24 protein-coding genes are annotated in these 24,659 nt (G+C 69.1%); 18 read left to right on the forward strand and 6 right to left on the reverse strand.

What is annotated here, in order from left to right:
* The first annotated feature begins 59 nt into the window (after positions 1–59).
* From ABLG96_RS06885 to ABLG96_RS06910, 6 genes are all read left to right on the forward strand, one after another.
* The gene (locus ABLG96_RS06885; RefSeq protein ID WP_353650631.1) at positions 60–1,763 is read left to right on the forward strand and encodes a DUF6350 family protein; all 1,704 of its coding nucleotides are present in this window, start codon (positions 60–62) and stop codon (positions 1,761–1,763) included.
* Positions 1,764–1,934: 171 nt separating this feature from the next.
* Positions 1,935–2,525 (forward strand): phosphoribosylglycinamide formyltransferase, encoded by a 591-nt coding sequence (gene purN, locus ABLG96_RS06890; protein ID WP_353651414.1) that lies wholly within the window; start codon positions 1,935–1,937, stop codon positions 2,523–2,525.
* Complete coding sequence (gene purH / locus ABLG96_RS06895) at positions 2,522–4,141, forward strand: bifunctional phosphoribosylaminoimidazolecarboxamide formyltransferase/IMP cyclohydrolase (RefSeq protein ID WP_353650632.1); 1,620 nt, start codon at positions 2,522–2,524, stop codon at positions 4,139–4,141. Before purN ends, purH begins: the two co-directional genes overlap by 4 nt.
* A 31-nt stretch (positions 4,142–4,172) precedes the next feature.
* Positions 4,173–4,793 (forward strand): pentapeptide repeat-containing protein, encoded by a 621-nt coding sequence (locus ABLG96_RS06900; RefSeq protein ID WP_353650633.1) that lies wholly within the window; start codon positions 4,173–4,175, stop codon positions 4,791–4,793.
* 50 nt (positions 4,794–4,843) lie between these two features.
* A complete protein-coding gene (locus ABLG96_RS06905) occupies positions 4,844–5,689 on the forward strand; it encodes a bifunctional methylenetetrahydrofolate dehydrogenase/methenyltetrahydrofolate cyclohydrolase (RefSeq protein ID WP_353650634.1) in 846 nt (281 codons plus the stop codon).
* Between the two features lie 16 nt (positions 5,690–5,705).
* Positions 5,706–5,966 (forward strand): DUF3017 domain-containing protein, encoded by a 261-nt coding sequence (locus ABLG96_RS06910; protein ID WP_353650635.1) that lies wholly within the window; start codon positions 5,706–5,708, stop codon positions 5,964–5,966.
* 3 nt (positions 5,967–5,969) lie between these two features.
* On the opposite strand, the gene ABLG96_RS06915 is transcribed toward ABLG96_RS06910, so the two are convergent.
* On the reverse strand, positions 5,970–6,743 hold the full coding sequence (locus ABLG96_RS06915; protein WP_353650636.1) for a maleylpyruvate isomerase N-terminal domain-containing protein: 774 nt from the start codon (positions 6,741–6,743) through the stop codon (positions 5,970–5,972).
* 124 nt (positions 6,744–6,867) lie between these two features.
* Here ABLG96_RS06915 and ABLG96_RS06920 point away from each other — a divergent pair, with 124 nt between their 5' ends.
* Positions 6,868–8,085, forward strand: a complete 1,218-nt coding sequence (locus ABLG96_RS06920; protein ID WP_353650637.1) for an NADP-dependent isocitrate dehydrogenase — start codon at positions 6,868–6,870, stop codon at positions 8,083–8,085.
* A 237-nt stretch (positions 8,086–8,322) separates the two neighbouring features.
* Here ABLG96_RS06920 and ABLG96_RS06925 read toward each other — a convergent pair whose 3' ends face one another.
* Positions 8,323–8,868 (reverse strand): MerR family transcriptional regulator, encoded by a 546-nt coding sequence (locus ABLG96_RS06925; protein WP_353650638.1) that lies wholly within the window; start codon positions 8,866–8,868, stop codon positions 8,323–8,325.
* A 95-nt stretch (positions 8,869–8,963) separates the two neighbouring features.
* On the opposite strand from ABLG96_RS06925, the gene ABLG96_RS06930 reads away from it, so the two are divergent.
* The 3 genes from ABLG96_RS06930 to ABLG96_RS06940 all read left to right on the forward strand — a co-directional run bounded on the left by ABLG96_RS06930 (position 8,964) and on the right by ABLG96_RS06940 (position 12,180).
* Positions 8,964–9,914, forward strand: coding sequence for a thioredoxin domain-containing protein (locus ABLG96_RS06930; protein WP_353650639.1), 951 nt, complete (start codon positions 8,964–8,966; stop codon positions 9,912–9,914).
* Between the two features lie 133 nt (positions 9,915–10,047).
* Complete coding sequence (gene trpS, locus ABLG96_RS06935; protein WP_353651415.1) at positions 10,048–11,028, forward strand: tryptophan--tRNA ligase; 981 nt, start codon at positions 10,048–10,050, stop codon at positions 11,026–11,028.
* A gap of 24 nt (positions 11,029–11,052) precedes the next feature.
* Entirely contained in the window at positions 11,053–12,180 is a 1,128-nt protein-coding gene (locus ABLG96_RS06940) for a YhjD/YihY/BrkB family envelope integrity protein (protein ID WP_353650640.1), read from the forward strand.
* Between the two features lie 122 nt (positions 12,181–12,302).
* On the opposite strand, the gene ABLG96_RS06945 is transcribed toward ABLG96_RS06940, so the two are convergent.
* From ABLG96_RS06945 to ABLG96_RS06960, 4 genes are all read right to left on the reverse strand, one after another.
* Entirely contained in the window at positions 12,303–13,739 is a 1,437-nt protein-coding gene (locus ABLG96_RS06945) for a penicillin-binding protein (RefSeq protein ID WP_353650641.1), read from the reverse strand.
* Positions 13,740–13,815: 76 nt separating this feature from the next.
* Positions 13,816–14,244, reverse strand: coding sequence for a hypothetical protein (locus ABLG96_RS06950; protein WP_353650642.1), 429 nt, complete (start codon positions 14,242–14,244; stop codon positions 13,816–13,818).
* Positions 14,241–14,672 carry a hypothetical protein gene (locus ABLG96_RS06955; RefSeq protein WP_353650643.1) on the reverse strand — a complete coding sequence of 144 codons (432 nt, stop codon included), beginning with the start codon at positions 14,670–14,672 and terminating at the stop codon, positions 14,241–14,243. The genes ABLG96_RS06950 and ABLG96_RS06955 overlap by 4 nt, the downstream gene beginning before the upstream one ends.
* A 165-nt stretch (positions 14,673–14,837) precedes the next feature.
* The gene (locus ABLG96_RS06960; protein WP_353650644.1) at positions 14,838–15,272 is read right to left on the reverse strand and encodes a hypothetical protein; all 435 of its coding nucleotides are present in this window, start codon (positions 15,270–15,272) and stop codon (positions 14,838–14,840) included.
* A gap of 19 nt (positions 15,273–15,291) precedes the next feature.
* Here ABLG96_RS06960 and ABLG96_RS06965 point away from each other — a divergent pair, with 19 nt between their 5' ends.
* The 8 genes from ABLG96_RS06965 to ABLG96_RS07000 all read left to right on the forward strand — a co-directional run bounded on the left by ABLG96_RS06965 (position 15,292) and on the right by ABLG96_RS07000 (position 24,634).
* Entirely contained in the window at positions 15,292–16,245 is a 954-nt protein-coding gene (locus tag ABLG96_RS06965) for a BMP family ABC transporter substrate-binding protein (RefSeq protein WP_353650645.1), read from the forward strand.
* 226 nt (positions 16,246–16,471) lie between these two features.
* On the forward strand, positions 16,472–18,106 hold the full coding sequence (locus ABLG96_RS06970; protein ID WP_353650646.1) for an ABC transporter ATP-binding protein: 1,635 nt from the start codon (positions 16,472–16,474) through the stop codon (positions 18,104–18,106).
* Complete coding sequence (locus ABLG96_RS06975; protein ID WP_353650647.1) at positions 18,103–19,308, forward strand: ABC transporter permease; 1,206 nt, start codon at positions 18,103–18,105, stop codon at positions 19,306–19,308. Before ABLG96_RS06970 ends, ABLG96_RS06975 begins: the two co-directional genes overlap by 4 nt.
* Entirely contained in the window at positions 19,305–20,591 is a 1,287-nt protein-coding gene (locus ABLG96_RS06980; RefSeq protein ID WP_353650648.1) for an ABC transporter permease, read from the forward strand. Before ABLG96_RS06975 ends, ABLG96_RS06980 begins: the two co-directional genes overlap by 4 nt.
* Positions 20,591–21,010: a cytidine deaminase gene (locus tag ABLG96_RS06985; RefSeq protein WP_353650649.1), complete on the forward strand. Its 420-nt coding sequence runs from the start codon at positions 20,591–20,593 to the stop codon at positions 21,008–21,010. The genes ABLG96_RS06980 and ABLG96_RS06985 overlap by 1 nt, the downstream gene beginning before the upstream one ends.
* A gap of 85 nt (positions 21,011–21,095) precedes the next feature.
* Positions 21,096–22,418, forward strand: coding sequence for a thymidine phosphorylase (locus ABLG96_RS06990; RefSeq protein WP_353650650.1), 1,323 nt, complete (start codon positions 21,096–21,098; stop codon positions 22,416–22,418).
* A gap of 16 nt (positions 22,419–22,434) precedes the next feature.
* Positions 22,435–23,496 (forward strand): endonuclease/exonuclease/phosphatase family protein, encoded by a 1,062-nt coding sequence (locus ABLG96_RS06995; protein ID WP_353650651.1) that lies wholly within the window; start codon positions 22,435–22,437, stop codon positions 23,494–23,496.
* 55 nt (positions 23,497–23,551) lie between these two features.
* Positions 23,552–24,634, forward strand: a complete 1,083-nt coding sequence (locus ABLG96_RS07000) for an adenosine deaminase (RefSeq protein WP_353650652.1) — start codon at positions 23,552–23,554, stop codon at positions 24,632–24,634.
* Positions 24,635–24,659 lie beyond the last annotated feature (25 nt).

The following is a 24,659-nucleotide window of genomic DNA, read 5'->3' on the forward strand; positions in this document are numbered from 1 at the left end:
CGGTCTTGAACCGACGCACAGCACCGGCGGCGCTCGTCCGTCACGTACCACTCTGTGTGGTGCGTGGGGCGGTCGCCGCCGGTGCTGCTGTCGTTCTGGCATTCGGGCTCGGTCTGCTGATCTGGGCCGTGACCCCCGCCAGCGGGTCGGCCTGGTCGGTTGCCCAGGGGGCGCTCGCCGCACTGGGGGCTGCCAACTTCATCACCCCGACCATCGGCGGGATCACCGTCACCCTCGCCCCGTTGCTGCTCACGCTCGGCTGCGCGGCGCTGGTCGCGTCGGCCGCGGTCCGCGCCGACGACAGCCTGACCGCGGCCGACGAGGCGGTCGGCGCGCTGGTCGCCGGATTGGTGTACAGCGTGGTGATCGTTGCGACGGTCTCGGCGCTGGCTCCGTCGGGACCGACTGATCCGGCAGAGGCGCTGGCGCCCATCGTGTTCGGCGCCGTCATCGGGTTGGGCGCCGCGATGCTGCGTGGCAAGGCATGGCGGCGGCTGCTGCGCACCGCGCCACCGGCGCTGCGTGCAGGAGTCCGCGGGGCCGTCGGAGTCGTCGCGGCCCTCCTCACGGCCGGGGCGCTCGCCGTCGGGGTGGGTCTGCTGCTCGATCTCCCCACGGCCATCGAGCTCTCCAGACAGATCGCCCCGACCTTCGGCGGCGGGCTGGGGATGATGGTGCTTGGCTTTGCGTTGCTGCCAAATGCCGCAGTCGCCGGGGCCGGTTATGCCGGTCTGGTGGGCTTCCGGTTCGCCAGCGGCAGCTATTCGCCGTTGGACACCACCGCGACCGAGCTACCCGCGATGCCGCTGTTCGCCGCGATGCCGGGAGCGCACGCTCTCGACCCGATCGCCCTCGGCTGGCTCCTGCTCCCGCTGGCCGCCGCAGTGGCCGCCGGTGTGCGGATCCGGCGGCAGCTGGCGGACACCGCCGATCGGGCTCTGGCGGTCGCGGTTGCGGCTGCGGCTGCCGGGATCGGGACGGCTGCCCTGGCGGCGATCGCCGGCGGAGGACTGGTCGGCCGCCAAGCGCTGGTGTTGACCGTCCCGGTGGGCCCGCTCGCCGCGGTGGTCGCAGTGCTGGTGGCACTGGTCGCCGGCGCGCTCTGCGTCCTTCCGGACAGCGGCGGACGGTCGGCGCGAGCGGCAGTGCGCGCGGAACGTGCGCAGACGGCGGACCCGGCCCCCGACACCGCTACGACCGAACCGGATACCGACATCGATCCGGACACCGACACAGAGCCGGCCACGGACACGGACACGGACCCGGACACGGACCCGGACACTGACCCGGACACCGACACCGACACCGACACCGACACCGACACCGACACCGACACCGACACCGACACCGACACCGAACCGGATACCGAACCGGACACCGACACTGACCCGGACGCCGACGCCGCACCGGCCGCCGACACCGATGCGCCGCCGCCCGAGCCCGAGCCCGAGCCGGCGCTCGAGCCGGAGTCCAAGTCCAGGCCGGAGCCGGAGTCCGAGACCGAGCTGGAACCGGAGCCGGGGCCTGAAGCAGCCGACAGTGTGGCGCACTCGGTGGAAGCAGCACCGAACGATGCCGCACCCGGTGAGAGGGATCTACCTGCCGAGACCCGGACGGCAGAGCTCAGGGCCGACGAGACCCTGCCCGACGAGACCCTGCCCGACGAGGCCCTGCCCGACAAGGCCCTGCCCGACGAGGTCGGATCAGAGGAGCGGACAACCGGGGCGGGGACCCGGCCGCACCCCCTCGACACCGCTCATTAGGCTGGTCCGGACCGGGTTCGGCCATCACCCGAACAGCCGCACCCACCTGCCCGCCGCGACCGGAAGACCCGTGTGACCCAGGATTCCCGTGTGACCGAACCGGTTCCCGCCGATCCGCGCACCGCGGCCGACGGCGACAGCGATGCGCCGACTGACTCCGTCCGTCGGGTCGTGGTGCTGATCTCCGGCGGCGGATCCAACTTGGCCGCGCTGCTGCTGGCGCAGAGCGATCCCGGCTACGGCGCACGGGTCGTTGCCGTCGGCGCCGACCGGCGCAGCGCCGGTGGGCTGCAATTGGCGGCCGACGCCGGTGTCCCCACCTTCGTCACCAGCGTCCGTGACTTCGACGAACGCGCCGCCTGGGACGCCGCCCTGACCGATGCGGTCGCTGAGCAGCGTCCTGATCTGATCGTCTCCGCAGGCTTTCTCAAGCTGGTGGGCGATCAGTTCCTGGCGGCCTTCGGCGACCGGTACCTGAACACCCACAACGCCCTGCTGCCGGCGTTCCCGGGCATGCACGGCCCGGCCGACGCGCTGGCGTACGGCGTCCGGATCGCCGGGGCGACATTGTTCTTCGTCGACGGCGGCATCGACACCGGACCGATCGTCGCGCAGGTGGCAGTTCCGGTCCTGCCGGACGACGACGTCGACACCCTCACCGAACGCATCAAGATCGCCGAGCGTGCCCAGCTGGTCGAGTACATCGGCCGGTTGGCGCGCGACGGTTGGACCATCGACGGCAGGAAGGTCACCACCCCATGAGCGACACCCCCAGCACCGACACCGCCCGCACCGACACCGATGCCGCGCCCGACGGACGTCGCCGGATCCGGCGCGCACTCGTCTCCGTCTACGACAAGACGGGTGTGCTCGAGCTGGCGCAGCAACTGCACGCTGCGGGGGTCGAGATCGTCTCCACCGGATCGACCGGTGCAACGATCGCCGGTGCCGGGATCCCGGTGACCCAGGTGGAGGACGTCACCGGGTTCGCCGAGATCCTCGACGGACGGGTGAAGACGCTGCATCCGAAGGTGCACGGTGGTCTGCTTGCCGACACCCGCATCCCCGAACACCTGGAAACCATTGCGGCATCGGGTATCGCGCCGTTCGAGTTGCTGGTGAGCAACCTGTATCCCTTCCGCGAGACCGTCGCCTCCGGCGCGAGTGTCGACGAGTGTGTCGAACAGATCGACATCGGCGGGCCGGCCATGGTGCGGGCTGCGGCGAAGAACCATCCCAGCGTCGCCGTGGTCACCGATCCGGCCGACTACCCGGCGCTGGCAACCGCGCTGACCGCGGGCGGGTTCACCCTGGCGGAGCGAAAAGCACTGGCGGCCAGAGCTTTTCGGCACACCGCCAGCTACGACGTGAGCGTCGCCTCGTGGATGGGGACGGTGTTGAGTCCGGAGCAGGACGCGGCCTTCCCGGCCTGGACCGGCGTCACGTGGGAACGTCAGCAGGCGCTGCGGTACGGCGAGAATCCGCATCAGCCCGCTGCGTTGTACCGGCACTGGCGCGGTGGCCTGGCGACCGCAGCGCAGTTGCACGGCAAGGAGATGAGCTACAACAACTACGTCGACATCGACGCGGCCTGGCGGGCGGCCAACGACTTCGACGGACCGTCCGTGGCGATCATCAAACACGCCAACCCCTGCGGGATCGCGACGGTCCCGGACGGGGACGATGCTGCCATCGCGCTCGCCCACGAGCGCGCGCTGGCCTGCGATCCGACCTCGGCCTTCGGTGGGGTGATCGCGGTCAACCGGCCGGTGACGGTACGGCTCGCGGAACAGATCGCCGACGTCTTCACCGAGGTCCTGCTCGCGCCCGGATACGAGCAGGGCGCGGTGGATGTGTTGGCGCGCAGCAAGAACATCCGGCTCCTCGAGATGCCCCGCTCGGCTGTCGCGGAGCCCTGGGAGTTCCGTGCCATCTCCGGCGGCATCCTCGCGCAGATCCGCGATGGCATCGATGCACCGGGTGATGATCCGCAGAGTTGGACGCTGGCGTCGGGTGAACCTGCTGACGAGGCGACGCTGGCTGATCTGGTCTTCGCCTGGCGCGCGTGCCGCAGCGTCAAGTCGAACGCCATCCTGCTGGCCAAGGACGCCGCCTCCGTCGGGATCGGCATGGGCCAGGTGAACCGGGTCGACTCGTGCAAACTCGCCGTCGAGCGAGCGGGGTCGCGGGCGGCCGGTTCGGTGGCCGCCAGCGATGCGTTCTTCCCGTTCGACGACGGTCCTCGGGTGCTGTTCGATGCGGGCGTCCGCGCTGTCGTGCAGCCTGGAGGTTCGGTCCGTGACCACCTCACCATCGATGCCGCACAGGCGGCCGGGGTGACCATGTACCTCACCGGTACCCGGCACTTCTTCCACTGACGTACTGGCCGGACACTGCGGGGGAGCGACGATGGAACTGACCGGATCCTCGTACGAGAGCGAGGACTTCATCGAGGTCGATCTCTGGGGGAAGTCGTTGTCCGACATCACCTTCACCAGCTGCGACTTCGCCGGAGCCGGGCTGTCGGAGGTCCGCACCGAAAAGGTCACCTTCACCGACTGCTCGTTCGTCGGCGCCGAGCTGCACGGCTCGCAGCACCGTTTCTCGAGCTTCGTGAACTGCACCTTCGACCGGACCTCCTGGCACGGCGCGACCCTCACCGGCTGTCGACTGCTGGGATCCACCTTCACCAGCTGCAGACTGCGTCCGATCACCCTGACCGACTGCGATCTGTCGCTCTGCTCGCTGGCCGGGGAACGGTTGATGGGAACCGATTTCTCGGGCGTCCGGCTGCGGGAGGCGAACCTCACCGGCGCCGATCTGAGCAGGTGCACCTTCGCGGGTGCTGACCTGACCGGGGCCCGCGCCGGCGGGGCGATCCTGAAGGATGCGGACCTGCGGGGCGCGAGGATCGACACACCGTTCTGGGTCGCGGCGAAGGTGGTGGGCGCGAAGGTCGACATCGACCAGGCGCTGCTCTACGCCGCAGCGCACGGACTGGTGCTGCAGGAGCCGTCGGCGGAGCGCTGAGTGGCGCACCCGGACGGGGCCCACACGTCGACATGGCAGGATCAGATCCCGTGACAGCAACGATCCTCGACGGCAAGGCCACCCTGCGGGCGGTCAAGAGCGAGCTGGCTTCCCGGGTGGCCGCGCTGGCGGAGCGGGGCATCGTCCCCGGGCTGGGCACGGTGATCGTCGGTGACGATCCCGGTAGCGCCATCTATGTCGGGCTCAAGCACAAGGACTGCGCGGAGATCGGGATCAACTCGATCATGCGCACGCTGCCGGCGACGGCGACGCAGGACGATGTGCACGCCGTCGTCGACGAACTGAACGCCGACCCGGCCTGCACCGCCTTCCTGGTCCAACAGCCCACCGGTTTGGACGAGTTCGCGATCCTCGCGCGGGTCGACCCGGCCAAGGACGTCGACGGACTGCACCCGTTCAATCTGGGCTCGATCGTGCTCGGCGAACCAGCGCCCGAGCCGTGCACCCCGGCCGGGATCATCGAGCTGCTGCGGCGCTTCGACGTGCCGATCTCCGGATCGCACACCGTGATCGTCGGGCGGGGGACCACCGTCGGCCGCCCGCTCGGGCTGCTGATGTCCCGACGCACCGAGAACGCCACCGTCACCCTCTGCCACACCGGCACCCGCGATCTCGCTGTCCACGTCCGTCAGGCGGACATCGTGGTGGCCGCGGCCGGCGTCCCCGGCATCATCACGGCAGCAATGGTCAAGCCGGGCGCTGCCGTGCTCGATGTCGGCGTCAGCAAGATCGACGGCAGGATCGCCGGTGATGTCGCTGCTGACGTGGCCGAGGTCGCCGGGTTCGTGGCCCCGAACCCGGGTGGTGTCGGACCGATGACCCGGGCCATGTTGCTCGGCAACGTGGTCGCTGCCGCCGAACGTCTCGCCGGCTGAGCACCCGGGCACCGTCGTGAACCCACTGCTGCGACGTCGGCTGCCGATCATCATCGTGCTGGTGATCGTGCTCGTCGGGCTGGGGCTGATCTTCCTCGGACACTGGCGGCGCGGATCGGTGGTGATCGGGGTGGCGGCACTGGTCGGATCCGGTCTGCGGGTCGGCATCGCGGAGCGTGATGTCGGTGTGCTCGCCGTCCGCAGCAAGCAGTTCGACATCGGCTTCCTGGTCACCATCGCTGCGGTGTTCATCGGCCTCGCCGTGTTCGCGAACTGAGCCTCAGAACAGCGGCAGCACGGCCCGCAGGGTCGAGCTGACCTCGGCGCGATCAGCATCACGACCGGTGGCCAGCAGTACCAGCCGCACGTCGTGCAGGTCGTCCGAGCCGGATCCGACATCGAAGACGTCCTCGAACCCGCCCCGCGCACCGGCCTTTCGGGCGCACAGTGCGCGCAGCGCTGCGGCGACCCGGCGCAGTGCCAGCGGCAGCACCAGGGGTTCGACCACCGGTCCCGCATTCTCCAACGCCCGCACGGACAACCGCAGGTCCAGGCCGTGCACCACCAGTTCGATGAGCCGGGTGAGCAGGAAGTCCGAGAGCCGGATGATCCCGCCGGGCGCGCGGACCGGGCTGTCGTCAGGCCCCAACGAGATCAACGTCCGCCCAGCCGTCGCCCAGGCCTCATCCAGCTCGCCGCCTCGATCGGTGCGTGCGGCGGCCTTCCGGGTCGATCGCTGCCGGATGAGCGCGGAACGCTGCTGATAGCCGGTCAGGTAGGCCAGCACCGAAAGCGGCGGTTCGGTGTCACGCTCGTCGGCCGGACGGAGATCGCCGATGGTCTCGACGCTGGTTGCCAGATGGGACAACAGCTCGTCGATCGACCACCCACGCAGGGTGCTCGGCCTGGCGAGGATCGACGGCGGGACCGCGTCGACCCAGGCGCGGATGGCACCCCATTGGGCGGCGTGCAGCAGCGCGGTGAACGGGCCGGCCGCACCGGTGGGGGAGAGCTCCGCAGTCGGGGCCGCGCCGGATCGCGTCGTGCTGGTCATCGGGTGAGTATCCCGCACCGGCGGTGCCGGGCGTGCCCGCACGAGCCCTCCGACTGTCGGCGCGGAGACCCCTTGCAGTACGCTCGTACTGCAAACTCCAGGCGCAGAGAAGGGCCCAAGAACCATGGCGAAGATCAAGGTCACCGGAACCGTCGTCGAACTCGACGGTGACGAGATGACACGCATCATCTGGCAGTTCATCAAGGACAAGCTGATCCTGCCCTACCTGGACGTCGACCTGGAGTACTACGACCTGGGTATCGAGCACCGCGACGCCACCGACGACCAGGTGACCATCGACTCGGCGAACGCCATCAAGAAGCACGGCGTCGGAGTCAAGTGCGCCACGATCACTCCCGACGAGGCCCGCGTCGAGGAGTTCGGCCTCAAGGAGATGTGGAAGTCGCCCAACGGCACCATCCGCAACATCCTCGGCGGCGTGATCTTCCGCGAGCCGATCATCATCTCGAACATCCCGCGGCTGGTGCCGGGCTGGACGAAGCCGATCATCATCGGCCGCCACGCGCACGGTGACCAGTACAAGACCCAGAACTTCAAGGTTCCGGGCGCCGGCACCCTGACCATCGCCTTCACCCCGAAGGACGGCAGCAAGCCGATGGAGTTCAAGGTCGCCGACTTCGGCCCCGACGGCGGCGTCGCGATGGGCATGTACAACTTCACCAACTCGATCATCGATTTCGCCCGCGCCTCGTTCAACTACGGCCTGCAGCGCGAGTACCCGGTCTACCTGTCGACGAAGAACACCATCCTCAAGGCCTACGACGGCGCCTTCAAGGACATCTTCCAGCAGATCTTCGAGTCGGAGTTCAAGGCTGATTTCGATGCCAAGGGACTCACTTACGAGCACCGGCTGATCGACGACATGGTCGCCTCCGCGATGAAGTGGGAGGGTGGCTACGTCTGGGCGTGCAAGAACTACGACGGTGACGTGCAGTCCGACACCGTGGCGCAGGGCTTCGGCTCGCTCGGCCTGATGACCTCCGTGCTGATGACCCCCGACGGCCAGACCGTCGAGGCGGAGGCCGCCCACGGCACCGTCACCCGGCACTACCGCCAGCACCAGCAGGGCAAGCCGACCTCCACCAACCCGATCGCCTCGATCTATGCGTGGACCGGTGGCCTGAGGCACCGCGGCAAGCTTGACGGCACCCCCGAGGTGACGGCCTTCGCCGAGACCCTCGAGGACGTCGTCATCAAGACTGTCGAGAGCGGCGCGATGACCAAGGACCTCGCCCTGCTGGTCGGTCCCGACCAGCAGTGGCAGACCACCGAGGACTTCCTGTCGACGCTGGATGAGAACCTCAAGGCCCGCCTCGGCTGAACGCCCTCTTCGGCTCGGTGCCGCGGATGAGGGCGCTGCTGTGCAGGCTTCGCTGGACGCGCGGGTTCGCAGGCTCACCCGCGCGTCTGGCGCTGCAGAGGGCTGCGCACCACCCTCATCCGCGGCCCCGGGTAGAGCGGTTGCGTCCATCCTTCGGTGGTGGAGCAAACGACGAAGCGCGTCGAGACCCTGTCAGATCATCGACGGGGTCTCGCTCTCAGTGCCCCGCAACCACTGTCAGTCGTCAGCCGAGGCGACCACGCAGTCGCTGCTGCCGCCGTAGGTCGCGATCTTGTAGTCGATGACGGCCAGCGCGAACTGCAGCTCGTGCAGATGCCGGCGCAGGGCCGCGCGGTGCTCGGTGAGCAGCGCCAGCCGCTGCGGCTCGGTGCCGATGCCCTCCCGGGTCAGCTCGAAGTAGGAGGCGATCACCCGGACCGGCATGCCGGTCAGCCGCAGCCGGGTGATGAAGACCAGCCGGGACAGAGACGGCAGGTCGTAGGCACGATGGCCGCCGGCATCGCGTGGGACCTCGACCAGGCCGATGCGCTCGTAGTAGCGCAGTGTGTGTGGGCTCAGTGCGAGCAGTTCGGCCGCCTCCGCGACGGTCAGCGGGTGATCCAGCGTTGCCGGCAGCGGCGCCAGGCCGGCCAGCGCAACGGTCAGCTCCGGTAGTTCGGTTGCCGGTGTGCTGGCGAGCGCGCTGCGGAGCACCTCGGTGCCGCGAGAGGTGGGATCGATGGGATCCGATCCGGGCAGCGAGATCGACGTGGTGGCTGTCATGACTGTGACGGTAGGCCTTCGAGCGCGCTCGAAGTCGACCGGGTGACCGGCTCGTCCGACACGGATCCGACGTCCGCATCCCTACGATGACGTGCATGACGACAACGGGGTGGATGCAGGTCAGGGGCGGGCTCGGCGGGAACCGTCGATGGCGGCAGGCCCGTCGCGGACGGCGGGCCGCGACGTCTGTGGCGTTGGTTGCCGTACTGGTGGCCGGGTGCGGGGGCGAGGTTGCCGGAGTCGCTGCCCGCGGGGCCCGCACTGCGGCCTCGGTGGAGAGGCCGTCTCTGCCCAGCGACACCGGATCGGCCGGCACCCCGGCCACGACCAGCCTGCCGACGACCAGCAGCCGACCCGCCCCGACGGGGCCAGGGACCACGCCCCCGGAGACCACGCCACCCGAGACCAGGACCACGCCACCGGAGACCACGCGCTCGGGTGCAGAGCCCACGAGCCGGGCGACGACCTCGGCGGCGGTCACGGCCACCCTGGGCGACAGCGGCGCCATCGAGGTCGGATCACCGTCCGCGAAGATCGTCCTGGACGTGTACGAGGAGCCGATGTGTCCGCCGTGCGCCACCTTCGCTGCGCGTTACGGCCCGGACATTGCGGCCGCTGCGCTGTCGGGCAAGGCCAGAGTGCGGTTCCGGATCGCCAACTTCCTCGACAAGCAGTCGCACTCGAAGAACTACTCGACCCGGGCCATCGCCGCGCTGCTCACCGTGCTGGCCTACGACCGCGACGCCCGGACGCTGCTGGCCGTGCAGGACGCGATCTTCGACGACCGGAACCAGCCGATCGAGGGCTCGGACGCCGATCTCTCCGACGCCCAACTGGCCACGCTCGCACAGCAGCACGGTGCCGGTACGGAATCCGTGGCGGCCATCCGCACAGGGCTGGTCCGGAAGACGGCCGCGGCCACCGCCCGGCTCACCCGGTCGTACATGACCGCACAGAAGGTCAGCGGTGTGCCGTGGGTCCAGGTGGACGGCCGCGCGGTCGACCTCGACGACCCGCAGTGGCTCTCGAAGGCACTGACCGGCTGACGCGGTCGGACCGGCAGCGCGCGGGATGAGAACATGGACCACCGTGAGCACCGAGAACACGATCAACACCAGGTCCGCCGAGCGAGCACCCGCTGCGGGAGCTCCCGCCGGGACACCGGCGGTCCGCCCCCGGGTGTTGTCCGGAATCCAGCCGACGTCCGACTCCTTCCACGTCGGCAACTATCTCGGCGCGCTGCGGCAGTGGGTGTCGATGCAGCAGACCCACGACGCGTTCTACTGCGTCGTCGATCTGCACGCCATCACGGTGGAGACCGACCCGACGCTGCTCCGCGATCGCACCAGGATCGCGGCGGCCCAGCTGCTCGCCCTCGGCATCGATCCGCAGCGCTCCACCCTGTTCGTGCAGTCGCACGTGCCTGCTCACACCCAGTTGAGCTGGGTCCTGGAATGTCAGACCGGCTTCGGCGAGGCCGGCCGGATGACGCAGTTCAAGGACAAGTCGGCCCGCAACGGTGCCGACCGCTCCAGCGTCGGGCTGTTCACCTATCCGGTGCTGATGGCCTCGGACATCCTGGCGTACCAGGCCGATCAGGTGCCCGTCGGTGAGGACCAGCGCCAGCACCTGGAACTCACCCGGAACCTGGCCCAGCGCTTCAACTCCCGGTTCGGCCAGACCTTCGTCGTACCGGAGCCCTACATCGTGAAGGAGACCGCGAAGGTCTACGACCTCACCGAGCCGACGGCCAAGATGAGCAAGTCCTCGCCCGGTGGCTCACTCGATCTGCTGGCGCCGATCAAGACCTCGGTCAAGCAGATCAAGAGCGCGGTGACGGACACCGAGCGGGAGGTCCGGTTCGACCCGGAACACAAACCGGGTGTGTCGAACCTGCTCAGCCTGGTGTCGGTGCTCGGCGGGACGTCGATCGCCGATCTGGAGCGTGAGTTCGACGGCAAGGGGTACGGGGATCTCAAGGGGCGACTGGCCGAGGTCTTCACCGAGTTCGTCACTCCCTTGCAGTCGCGGGTGGCCGAGCTGCTCGACGACCGTGCCGAGCTCGATCGCCTCCTCGCGGCAGGCGCGGTCAAGGCCAGAACGGTCGCCGATGCCACGGTCGCCGCCGTCTATGAAAGAGTCGGCTTCCTCGCAGGCTGATCCCACCGATCGGAAGGCTCCGTGATGGCATCCCCCGCACCGACGTCGCTGGAGCAGCAGCCGATGATCCCCGGGCCCGACGGTCGTGACCCATTCGAATCGGCGAAGGTCGGCGTGGGGAAGGACGAGCCGGAGGTCAAGAAGGACCCCACCCGCATCCAGCGGTTGCTCGCCAAGCCGTGGCTCAAGCACGTGATTGCCGCGTTCAGCCGGTTCAACGACCGGCTGGCACCGCAGTTCGCCGGCGCCATCACCTACTTCTCCTTCCTCGCGCTCGTGCCGATCCTGATGGTCGCCTTCGGCATCACCGCGATCGTGCTGCGCGGCAACCAGGGTGCGCTGGACACCATCAGGGAGAAGGCTGCCGAACAGATCCCCGGTGACCTGACGACAACGATCATCGACGGGGCGCTCGACAGTGGGAAAGCGATCGGGATCGTCGGGCTGGTGATCGCGATCTACTCCGGTGTCAGCTGGATGGGCAATGTACGGGAGGCCGTGCAGGCCCAGTGGCGCCCGACGTTTGAGAAGAACGAGGAGGAGAAGGCGCAGAGCATCGTCAGCTTCATCCTGCAGAACCTGGTGACCATGTTCAGCCTCGCCGGCGCACTGCTGGTGTCCCTGGTGCTGACCACGGTCGGCGGTGCCGCGCAGAGCTTCGTACTCGGGCTGCTCGGTCTGGACAACATCAGCTGGTTGAAGCCGCTCGTCGCGGTGGTCACCTTCGCCATCGTGATCGCCGCCGACGTGCTCATCTTCATGTGGTTCTACCGGCGGATGGAGATCGACGACTTCACCCCCGCGCCGGGGGCGGTGTTCAAGGGCGCAGTGATCGTCGCCGTGGTCTTCGAGGTGCTCAAGCTGGCGATGACGTTCGTCTTCCCGCTCATGACGGGGTCGGCCGCGTTCACGATCTTCGGGCCCATCCTCCTGCTGCTGTTCTTCTTCAACCTCGTCGCCCAGGTGGTGCTGTTCGTCGCCGCCTGGATCGCGACGGCCCCGGGCGCGGCCGACGAGCGTACGAACGACCTGCCGGAGATCCCCGGCCCGGTCGTGGTCGTGCACAACGACGGGCCCGTCCGCACGGCCGGCATGGTGGGCGCGGGCGCGCTCGCTGGCTTCCTCGCAGGGATGCGTCGGCGCCGCCGCTGACACCTGCTGATGGGACCGCCGGGATCTCGACTCCTGCGTCGCTCGATCATGGGTGATCGGGGGGGGCGGGATCTCGATTCCTGTGTCGCTCGATCACCGTCGAGCAGGGCGCCCGACCACCGTCAGCCGTGGTCGCCGCGGCGGCCGGAGCCGCGCAGTCCGGCCACCACCACCAACACTGCCAGCGCCGCGAGTACCGCGAGCACGATCCACACCACGATCGCGATCCCGGAGGATTCACCGGACGCTGCCGCAGGCACTGCTGCTTCCGACGGGGTGTCGATCGGAGCCGCGCTCGCACCGGTTCCCGACCCGCCCCCGGTCGCGCCGAAGGTGAGCGTGCCGGAGGGCCCGGTCACCGGGATCTCCGACGAACCGTCGGGTGCGGCGGACGCGGTGGCCTGCGCACCGGAGGCGACCAGGAAGCCGATCGGGGTCACCCCGGGATCCTGCGCGAAGCCCCAGTCCAGCAGGGAAGCGCCCTGCATCCACTGACGGCGCGGCTGCTGGGTGCCGCCGAGCATCGTGACGACCAGCCGTCGGCCGCCCCGCTCGGCCATCCCGACGTAGGTGTTGCCGGCCCCGTCGGTGTAGCCGTTCTTCCCGCCGAGCGCCCCCGCGTACCCCCACAGCAGGGCGTTGTCGTTGGCGATCCCGAACGCGGGGTACTCGCCGAAGCCGGGTACCTCCGAGTACTTGGTCGCCACCAACTCGGGAAACGGCGGCAGCTTCATGTCGGAGCGCGCGATCAGCGCCAGGTCGTACACGGACGTCGACTGACCGGCACCGTCCAACCCGGACACCGTCGCGGCCCGGGTGTCGAAGGCGCCCAGCGCGCGGGCGCGGGAGTTCATCTGGGTGAGCGTGCGTTCCACGCCCCCGTTGGCGACGGCGAGCGCATGGGCAACGTCGTTGCCGGAACCCATCATCAGGAACAGCATCAGCTGGCGGACGGTGTAGCGGCCGCCAGGACCGATCCCGACCCTCGAGCCCTGCTGTTCGGTGTCGGCATCGGTGCCGACGACCACCCGGTCGACGTCGGTGAGCGAGCGCAGCAGAACGTTCATCGTCAGCAGCTTGAGGGTGCTCGCCGGGCGGTACCGACCATGAGGATCCTTGGCCGCCAACACATCTCCGGTGTCCAGGTCGGCGACCATCCAGGCCGCAGCACTGATGTCAGGCGGCAACGCCGAGGTCCCGCGGGGAACGACGATCCCGCACTGACCGAGCGCCTTGCCGCCGACCGGTGACGTCGGCACCGACAACGGTGCGGGAGCAGTGCTGCCGGTGGCGACGTCCTCGGGGGTGTCGGCGGCCGGGGCGGGCGAGACCCGCTGGGCGCAGTCGGCGGTCGCAGGGGTGCTGACCGTCACCGTCGGGGGCAGCGGGGTGCCTTCGTCATCGGCGAAGGCGATCGACGCCGGGGGCAGCACCGAACCGAACAGGACCGTGATTGCCGCGCCGAGCAGGGTCCACCGGCGTGCGGCGGGGTGGCGGAGTCGGGCCGACGAGGGAGGGAACGACGGACGGGGCGACGAGGACGGAGCGGGGATCTTCATCGCCCTGCAGGGTACTGCGGGACGGCCGGCGACCGGGCCTGCTGCGACCTCACCGGTACCTTCCGCTGCAGCGACGTCAGCGGAAGTCGGACCCCAGGGTGAGGATGCAGAACACTGCTGCGCCGGCCACCACGAGCGTCAGCACCAGCGCGATGACGCTGCGAAAACGGGAGCCGCCGGTGTTCCACCGGGCGCGCACCAGCAGCCCGACGTACCCCGCACCGACCAGCACGGTGACCAGATCCCACAGCCGCCACCCGAGGTTCGCCCAGCGGGCGGCGAGCGAATTCCAGTCGCTGCCGAACAGCAGGTCACCGGCGAACAGTCCGGGTAGGACGTGGCCGATCACCAGGACCATCAGCACCGCGGCGGTGATCGCTCGCGGGCGATCCGCCCTGGCCGGCTCGCTGCCCGGCGTCAACGGCGAGCGTGCAGAGGCCGCCCGCGCACGGGCGCCGACGTCCGTGGACCGTACCGCGGAGGGCCTGCTCCGCCGGTCGCTCATCGGAGCGTCCCGAACGTCTCGGTGGCCGCAGGCACCAGCAACGCCACGGCGAGCGCGACGGTCAGCACCAGCCAGGCGATCACCGAGGAGTCCAGCAGCAGGCGGCGCAGCCGGTCGGGATCCGGCGCGGTCACGATGGCGCAGACGAGGCTGCGGACGGTGTCGACCGCGAACCAGGCGACCCCGGACAGCACGGCGATGACGACGACGACCACCGGCAGCGAGCGGTAGACCTCGACCAGCCGCAGGTAGCGCTCGGGGGAGAGGCGAGCCAGCAGCCACGACAGCACCGACACGACGGCGACGACGCCGAGCGCGAGGTGGCCGGCGGTCCTGGCTCTCGACGGCCACCGGACACCTGGTCCGGTGCGCGGCAGGAAGCGCCGTCGGGCCGGTCGCGCGGAGCGGGAGGCGGGTCCGGGCGGCACGTCGTCAGGGTAACGGGAGCACGAACGCACTGTGTAACGGTTGCATCGCACCAAGGCCTGCAGGTGTTCCTCGCAGGCACCGGAAAGGTTACGGTGACTCGTCCCTCACCGCGCCGGGCCTGGTCCTGGCTGCTGTGGGAGAGTCGCCTGCAGCGTCGCAGCCGCTCACCGCAGCGGGTGTACAGAATCGAACAGGATGGTGATGACCGTGCGCCTTGAGCGCAATGGCTTCCGTCGGCTGCGTGTTGCAGCTCTGGCGGGTACAGCCGCGATGGCCCTGGTGCTGAGCGCGTGTGGGAGCGACACCCCCGCAGCCTCCAGTGCCCCGTCGACAGCCGCGATGACCAGCACGAGCGACATGTCCAGCGGCATGGCTCCCTCGAGCACGGAGTCCAGCACCGGGTCGGGCACGGAGTCCAGCACCGGGTCGGGCACGGAGTCCAGCACCGGGTCGGGCACGGAGTCCAGCACCGGGTCGGGCACGGAGTCCAGCACCGGGTCGGGCACGGAGTCCAGCACCGGGTCGAGCACGGAGTCCAGCACCGGGTCGACCGATGTGTCGTCGGCACCTTCGTCCTCCGGAGCTGCCGAGCCCGCCATCACCGGCGACCCCGCCTCGGTGAAGGTCGGTCTGGCCTACGACGTCGGTGGCCGTGGCGACCAGTCGTTCAACGACTCCGCCGCCGCCGGCCTGGACAAGGCCAAGGCCGCTGGCGTCGAGATCACCGGTGAGCTCGAGGCCAGCAACGGTGAGACGGACACCAACAAGGAAGACCGGCTGCGGCAGCTCGGCGACAAGGGTGCGACCGTCATCATCGCGGTCGGATTCGCCTACGCCACCCCGCTCAGCGCCGTCGCACCCGACTATCCGAAGGTGCACTTCGCGATCATCGACGACTCCCAGCTGTGCGACGGCACCATCAAGGGTGACTTCAGCAATGTCGCGTGCCTGACCTTCTCCGAGCAGGAGGGTTCCTACCTCGTCGGCGTCGCCGCAGCGCTGAAGTCCAAGACCGGCAAGGTCGGCTTCATCGGCGGCGTCAACACCCCGCTGCTGCAGAAGTTCCAGGCTGGGTTCGAGGCCGGCGTCAAGGCCACCAAGGCTGATGCCAAGGTCGAGTCCAAGTACATCACCGAGCCCCCGGACTTCGGTGGCTTCAACGCCCCCGACAAGGGCGAGACCATCGCCAAGGGCATGTACTCCGGCGGCGCGGACATCATCTATGCCGCCGCCGGTGGCTCGGGCGCCGGTGTCTTCAAGGCAGCCAAGGCTGCGGGCACCCTCGGGATCGGCGTCGACTCCGACCAGTACAACGTCCCGGCCCTCGCGGACGTCAAGGACGTCATCATGACCTCGATGGTCAAGAACGTCGACGTCGCGGTCTACGCAGACATCGTCGCTGCAGTCAATGGCAAGCCGCTGACGGGTCAGAAGGTCTACGACCTCAAGACCGGTGGCATCAGCTACTCGACCTCCGGTGGCTTCGTCACCGACATCGAGCCGCAGCTGAAGGAGGCGGAGGCCAAGATCGTCTCCGGCGAGATCAAGGTTCCGACCACTCCCGGAAGCTGAGCTGACATCGGTCGGGAGGGCGTCCCAGGCGCCTTCCAGACCGGATCGCCTCGCATCACCCTGCAGCCCTCGCATCACACCGCAGTACGGAAGCACCCAGCTCGGCCCGGTCCCGGCGGACGTCGTCTGTCGGAACCGGGCCGATTCTGGTAGGACCGCACCTGAACGGACTGTGCACCGGGGATCTCCGGGCCCGCGACCGTCCCCGAACCGAAGGGCCGCACCGTTGCCTTCCCCTGAGCTTCCCGCCGACAGCAGATCGACCGTCGGCGTCAGTGGTCCCGATGCGGTCCGACTGTCCGGGATCACCAAACGGTTCCCCGGCGTGGTCGCCAACTTCGACATCTCGTTCGCGGTGAAACGTGGGACGGTGCACGCCCTGGTGGGTGAGAACGGCGCCGGCAAGTCGACGCTGATGAAGACCCTGTACGGGATGCACCGGCCCGACGAGGGAACCATCGAGATCGACGGAACCCCGGTCACCTTCACCTCGCCTGCCGACGCGATCAAGGTCGGCATCGGGATGGTCCACCAGCACTTCATGCTGGCCGACAACCTCACCGTCTGGGAGAACATCGTCCTGGGCGCCGAGTACATCACCGGCGGGTTCCGGCCGAAGGCCGCGATCGAGCTGATCTCCGAGATCGGGGCGAAGTACGGCCTGTACGTCGATCCCACCCGGTTGGTCGAGTCGCTCGGGGTCGGCGACCGTCAGCGGGTGGAGATCCTCAAGGTGCTCTACCGCGGGGCCAAGATCCTGATCCTCGACGAGCCCACCGCTGTGCTGGTCCCGCAGGAGGTCGACGAGTTGTTCGGCAACCTGCGCGAACTCAAGCGGGAGGGCCTGACGATCGTGTTCATCTCGCACAAGCTCGACGAGGTGCGCAGCATCGCGGACGAGATCACCGTCATCCGACGCGGGACGACCGTCGGCACCGCGGACCCCAAGAGCGTGACGAATCGGCAGTTGGCCGAGTTGATGGTCGGGTCGGCGCTGCCGATCCCCGAGCTGCGGGACTCCACCGTCACCACGCATCCGGTGCTCGATCTGGCCTCCGTCACCGTCCAGGACGAGAACGGGCGGGCTGTGCTCAGCGACCTGACGTTGACCATCCATGCAGGCGAGGTGCGCGGCATCGCCGGCGTCGAGGGCAACGGTCAGGCAGAGCTGGTCGACGCGATCATGGGCCTGCGACCCCTGGTGCACGGCACGGTGACCCTGGAGTCGGTGGACATCACCCGCGCCCCGACCAGGACCCGCCGGGAGGCCGGCATCGGGTTCATCCCGGAGGACCGACACCGACAGGGGCTGATCCTGGAGGGAAAACTCTGGGAGAACCGGATCCTGGGTCACCAGACCCGGCGGCCGCTGGCGTCCGGGATGATGATCAACCGGGCCGCCGCTCGCAAGGACACCCAGCGGATCGTCGACGACTTCGACGTCCGCACACCGGGCATCGAGGTCACCGCTGCGTCGTTGTCCGGCGGCAACCAGCAGAAGCTGATCGTCGGCCGGGAGATGAGCGGCGAACCTGTCCTGCTGATCGCCTCGCATCCCACCCGTGGTGTCGACGTCGGCGCCCAGGCCGCCATCTGGGAACACCTGCGCCGAGCCAGGGAGGCCGGGCTCGCCGTGCTGCTGATCTCGGCGGATCTGGAGGAACTGATCGGTATGTCGGACACTCTGTCGGTGATCCTGCGTGGCCGGTTCGTGGGGGAGTTCGACCCGCGCACCGTGACCCCCGAGCAGCTGGGGATCGCGATGACCGGTGGAGAGATTGCCGGCGGTACGACGAGACAGACCGTCGCCCCCGGCACCTCGAGCGGACCGTCCGACAGCGTCGCGGGAGGGACCCGGTGAAGACCTCCACCAAGTTGCTGCTCGCGCTGGCCGCGCCGGTCGGGGCAGCGCTCATTGCCGTCCTCGTCACCAGCCTGGTGCTGCTGGCGACCGGTCACAGTCCGGGAGATGCACTGGACGCGGTCGTCGGGGCGTTCGAGCAGAACCGCACCCTGATCAACACCCTCAACGTGGCTGCCAACTACTACCTCGCGGCAGTGGCGGTGGCGATCGGGTTCAAGATGAACCTGTTCAACATCGGTGTCGACGGCCAGTACCGGTTGGCGGCGCTGCTGGCCGCCTGGGTCGCCGGGCTGTCGTTCATGAACGGCCTGCCGAGCGTGCTGCGGATCGTCGTCACCATTCTCGTCGCGATGATCGTCGGAGCTGGCTGGGCGTCCATCGCAGCGCTGCTGAAGGTCACCCGCGGAGTCAGCGAGGTGATCAGCACGATCATGCTGAACGCGATCGGGCTTGCTCTCGGGGCCTGGCTGTTGTCGAAGGACCACCTCGCTGTCGCGGTGGGCAACAACGTCTCCACCCAGCCGATCACCGACGGCGGCACGATTCCCACGATCGCGATCGGAGGCTCCTCCACGCCGCTGTACCCGATGATCGGGCTCGCTCTGCTGGTCGGTCTGATCTACGCGTTCCTGTTGTCGCGCACCGTCTTCGGGTTCTCGATCAAGGCCACCGGGATGAGCGAGTCGGCCGCGGTCGCCAGCGGGATCAACGTCAAGAAGATGATCTTCGCGGCCATGTTGCTCTCCGGAGCGGTGGCCGGGCTGGTCGGGATGCCCGAGCTGCTGAACGGTCGCGAGGGTGCGTTCTCGCTGAACTTCCCCACCGGGATCGGTTTCATCGGCATCGCAGTGGCCCTGCTCGGCCGCAACCATCCCGTCGGGATGATCCTGGCGTCACTGCTGTGGTCGGCGTTGGACGCCTCGTCCAACTCCCTGCAGGGTGCCGACATCCCCAAGGAACTCGTCACGATCATGCAGGGCGTACTGCTGTTCGCCGTCGTCATCGCCTACGAGATCGTCCGTCGGGCCCGACGCCGGCTGGAGCAGCGCACGGTGGCCAGGACACTGGCGGCCACCCCGCCGCCCGGCGGCGGGGGCCCCGGCGACGCGGGCCCCAGGAGTGCGGGGCGCGGCGATCCTGAGGATCCGGTTCCCTCCGGGCCAGGTACTCCCGACCTGCAGAAGGCGGTCACCTCATGAGCACCCCCGTGAACCTCGGTACGTCAGCGGCCGGGGCCGGCGACGTCGGTACCCCGGTCGGACGACCCACAGCGACCCGGTCCAGCAAGGTGCATCCGGTCGTCTGGTTCGTCGTCGGGTTGGCCGGCCTGCTGCTGTTCTCCGCCGTGCGGAGCTTCACCGACGCGAACAACCTGACGTCCTCCGGACTGATCGCCGCCGCGATCGGTGCCGCGATGCCGATCGCTCTCGCCGGTCTGTCGGGGTTGTGGGCCGAACGCGCAGGCGTTGTCAACATCGGGATCGAAGGAATGATGATCCTCGGCACCTTCGGTGCGGGCTGGGCCGGATACCAGTGGGGTCCGTGGGCGGGCATGTTCTTCGCTGTCGTCTGCGGTGCGCTCGGTGGTCTGCTGCACGCGCTGGCGACGGTCACCTTCGGCGTCGACCACATCATCTCCGGCGTCGCGATCAACATCATCGCCCCCGGCGTCACGCTGTTCCTCGCGCGACTGTTGTTCACCGATGCCCCCGGCGGTGGGCAGAAACAGTCGCCGCCGGTCACCGACCTGCCGCGGATCACAGTTCCCTGGTTGTCGGACGCGTTGGCGAGTGTGGAGAGGAAGCAGATCTTCGCGGTCTCCGACCTGGCCGGCGTGCTGGGCGGGTTCGTCACCGGGCTGAGCCTGTTCACGGTGATCGCCGTGGTCATCATCGTGCTCAGCGCGTACGTGTTGTGGCGCACCCGGTTCGGGCTGCGGCTGCGCTCGGTCGGCGAGGCGCCGTACGCCGCAGAATCGTTGGGCGTCAACGTCTACAGCTACAAGTGGGCGGCGATGACGATCTCCGGCGGGATCGCCGGACTCGCCGGCGCCTTTCTGGTGATCGGGCTGAAGTACCAGGACGGCCAGACCGCCAACCGCGGTTACATCGGCCTCGCCGCGATGATCTTCGGCAACTGGCGACCCGGCGGCATGACGGCCGGTGCCGCGCTGTTCGGGTACACCGACGGCCTGCAGCTGTACGACTCCGGCGATGCCGTGCATGCTTTGCTGATCATCCTGGCGGTCGCACTGCTGGCGGTCGGCCTGTACCAGGCCTACCGACGACACTTCGTGATCGCGACCGTCGCGGTGGCGATCGCGGCGGCGTGTGCGATCTGGTTCTTCACCAACGACCAGGTGCCCGGCGCGTTGGTCAAGGCAGCTCCGTATGCGATCACGTTGCTGGTGATGGGCCTGGCCTCGCAGAACCTCCGGATGCCCAAGGCCGACGGGCTGATCTATCGCAAGGGCGAACACTAGTGCTCGCAGATCTCGATCAGCTTCTCGACTGGGAGTCGTTGCGGGCGAGCGCGATCGAGGTGGCCACGCTCGCGTACTGCCCGTACTCCCGGCTGCAGGTGGGGGCCGCAGCGATCGTCGCGGCGCAGGACGGCACGCTGCGGCGGATCACCGGCTGCAACGTCGAGAACGCCTCCTACGGTCTCGGCGCGTGCGCCGAGGTGACGCTGGCGGGTCAGCTGCGGTTGACCGGTGGCGGCCGGCTGGTGGCGCTGGCGTGCCGGTCCGGTACCGGTGAGCTGCTGATGCCCTGCGGTCGCTGCCGCCAGGTGATCTACGAGTTCGGCGGTCCTGACCTGCTGGTCGACACCCCGGACGGCATCCACGACATGCGGTGGGTGCTGCCCGCGGCCTTCGGCCCCGAACACCTGCCGCCCTGACCCACCCGAGAATTCGACCGAGAATTCGACCGAGAATTCGACCGAGATCGCGTCGCTGTCCGGCGCGGTGAGGAAGTGACCGCAGATGTCTGCACCGCCCGATCCACCCCAGAGCGTTGCGGCGCCCGGTTTCGCGGCCGTCGACGTGATCCGATCCAAGCGGGACGGCGGCGAGTTGAGCGACGCCCAGATCGACTGGGTGATCGATGCCTACACCCGCGGCGACGTCGCCGAGGAACAGATGTCGGCGCTGCTGATGGCGATCTTCCTGAACGGCATGCAGCCGCGGGAGATCGCGTCCTGGACCGCGGCGATGATCGCCTCCGGGATTCGGCTCGACCTGTCGTCGGTCGGCCGGCCCACGGTCGACAAGCACTCCACCGGCGGCGTCGGGGACAAGATCTCGTTGCCGCTGGCTCCGCTGGTCGCCGCCTGCGGGGCAGCCGTGCCGCAGCTCTCCGGCCGCGGGTTGGGCCACACCGGCGGCACCCTCGACAAGATGGAATCGATCAGCGGTTGGCGGGCGACGTTGGAACCCGACGAGATGATCGCCCAGCTCGCCTCCGTCGGCGCGGTGATCTGCGCGGCCTCCGCTGAGCTGGCCCCTGCCGACCGGAAGCTCTACGCCCTGCGCGACGTCACCTCGACCGTCGAGTCGATCCCGATGATCTCCGCATCGATCATGAGCAAGAAGATCGCCGAGGGCACCGGCGCCCTGGTGCTCGACGTCAAGGTCGGCGCCGGGGCGTTCATGAAGAACCGCGACCGAGCCGCCGAGCTGGCCCGCACGATGGTGGGACTCGGTGCGGCGCACGGGGTTCGGACCTCCGCGTTGATCACCGACATGTCGACTCCGCTGGGCCGGGCGGTCGGGAATGCGGTGGAGGTCGCCGAGTCGCTGGAGATCCTGGCCGGTGGGGGACCGGCCGACGTGCGGGAGCTGACGCTGGCCCTCGCGCGGGAGATGGTGTCGCTGGCGGGCCTGGACGTCGATCCCGAGCGGGTGCTCGATTCCGGTGCTGCGATGGATGTGTGGAAGGCGATGGTCGCCGCCCAGGGCGGCGACCCGGCCGCCCCGCTGCCGGTACCTCAGCACACCCACCAGGTGCTCGCCGAGGCGGACGGGGTGGTGTGCGACGTCGACGCGCTCGCCGTCGGCACCGCGGCCTGGCGGTTGGGTGCCGGACGGGCGCGCAAGGAGGATCCGGTGCAGTACGCGGCCGGTCTGCTGTGCCACGTCGCGCCCGGGACTGCCGTTCGCGCGGGGGAGGTGCTGTTCGAGTTGCACACCGACACCCAGGAGCGCTTTCCTGCTGCGCTGGAGACCCTTTCGTCCGCGCTGCTGTTCGCCGCGCCCGGGGAGACTGTGGTCCCCCGGGCGTCGATCGTGCTGGACGTCATCCGGTGACGGAACTCGAGCGGGAGTGCGAGTCGATGAGCGGTCCGACGGCGATCGAGCGAAGCCGGGCCCCACGGTGATCGAGCCGGGCCCCACGGCCATCGAGCGACGCAGGAGTCGAGATCCCGTCAGATGGATCCTGCTGGCCCTGCTCGTCCTGGTATGCCTGCTGAGCCTGATCGCTCGGCCGCTCGGGATCTCGGGCTGGCCGCTCGTCGCCCAGCTGATCAGCCTGAAGGTGTTGCTGGGCCTGGGCTTCGTCGTGCTGGCACTGGTGGCGGCCGGCATCGCTCAGCTGCGTGGCCGGCTCCGATCGCCGCTGGTGCTCAGCGTCTGCGCCGCCCTGCTCGTCACCGGTGCGGTCCATGTCGGCACCGTCCTGGCGCGCGGCGGCGCCGCCGAGTCGGTGGCCGACGCCGATCTCACAGTGGTGGAGTTCAACACCTTCGACACCGCCACCACGGCAGCGCAGCTGGCCGCGCTGGTGCGATCGACCGACGCTGACATCGTGACGCTGCCCGAGGCGAGCGAGCAGACGACCTCGGAGGCTGCTGCGCTGCTCGCCGCCGGCGGCCTCGACTTCCGGGTGTTCACAATGACCACCGCCGGCCCGTATCCGCTGCCGCTGTCGGCGCTGGTCCGTCGCAGCCTGGGTGACTACCGGCAGCTGCCCGGCCCGCAGCTGCGCTACGGCTCGCTGCTGCTCGAGCCGACCACCGTCGGTTCGCCCCGCATCATCGCCGTGCACCCGACGAACCCGGGGCTTCGATCCTCGCTCTCCGATTGGCGATCAGAGACCGCCAGAGCGGCCCGGCAGTGTGTTCCGGGGTCGAACACGATCGTCGCCGGCGATTTCAACTCCACCGTCGACCATCCGGCGTTCGCCGACCTGCCGTGCGTGGACGCCGCCACCCAGGCCGGCACCGGTTCGGCCGGCACCTGGCCGTCGTGGTTGCCGTCCGCACTGGCCGCCCCGATCGACCACGTGATCGTCGACCCTGGTGCTTATCGCGCCGTTGCCGCCTGGACCGTCCGCACCGGCGGGAGCGATCATCGGGCGCTGGTCGTGCAGTTGCGACGCGCCTGAGGCCGGTACTTCTCCGCGAGCTCTGCCGGCCACCTGCGGCAGGTAGGTTGCTCTGATGTCCGTTGCCCTCAGCTCCGAAACCATCCGCGCCGCGCCCAAAGTGCTGCTGCACGACCACCTGGACGGGGGTTTGCGGCCGGCCACGATCATCGATCTCGCCGCGGAGTTCGGCTACGACGAACTGCCGACCACCGACGCGACCGAGCTCGGACGGTGGTTCACCTCGGCAGCCGATTCCGGTTCGCTGGTTCGCTATCTGGAGACCTTCGCCCACACCGTCGGTGTGATGCAGACCCGGGATGCGTTGCTGCGCACGGCATCCGAATGCGCCCAGGATCTGGCCGACGACGGTGTCGTGTACGCCGAGGTGCGGTTCGCCCCCGAGCTGCACACCGAGCAGGACCTGACGCTGGAGGAGGTCGTCCGGGCAGTGCTCGACGGGTTCGCCGAGGGGAGCCGGATCGCAGCGGAGCGGGGCAAACAGATCCGGGTGCGGGCACTGCTCACCGCCATGCGGCATGCCGCCAAGTCGCGGGAGATCGCCGAGCTGGTGATCGCCCACCGCGACGAGGAGGTCGCCGGGTTCGACATCGCCGGCGCCGAGGCGGGATTCCCGCCCAGCCGTCACCTGGACGCCTTCGAGTACCTGCGCCGGGAGAATGCGCACTTCACGATCCACGCTGGGGAGGCCTTCGGCCTGAAGTCGATCTGGGAGGCCCTGCAGTGGTGCGGCGCCGACCGGCTCGGGCACGGCGTCCGGATCATCGACGACATCCCGACCGACCCGGACGCTCCCGCCGGGCTCCTCGCCCAGTACGTGCGTGACAAGCGCATCCCGTTGGAGATGTGCCCGTCGTCGAACGTGCAGACCGGTGCGGCGGCGTCGATCGCCGAGCACCCGATCAAACGGCTCACCGATCTGCGGTTCCGGGTCACCGTCAACACCGACAACCGCCTGATGTCCGGCTGCAGCATGACGAGCGAGATGCTCGCCCTGGTCGAGGCATTCGACTACGGCTGGGACACCCTCTCGTGGTTCACGGTCAACGCGATGAAATCAGCCTTCCTTCCCTTCGACGAGCGCCTCGCGCTGATCAACGACGTCATCAAGCCGGGGTACGCCGCACTCTCCCGGTGATCGAGCAAGCGACGAAGGAGCGCGA

Source organism: Nakamurella sp. A5-74 (assembly GCF_040438885.1).
In the GTDB taxonomy this organism is placed as follows: Bacteria; Actinomycetota; Actinomycetes; order Mycobacteriales; family Nakamurellaceae; genus Nakamurella.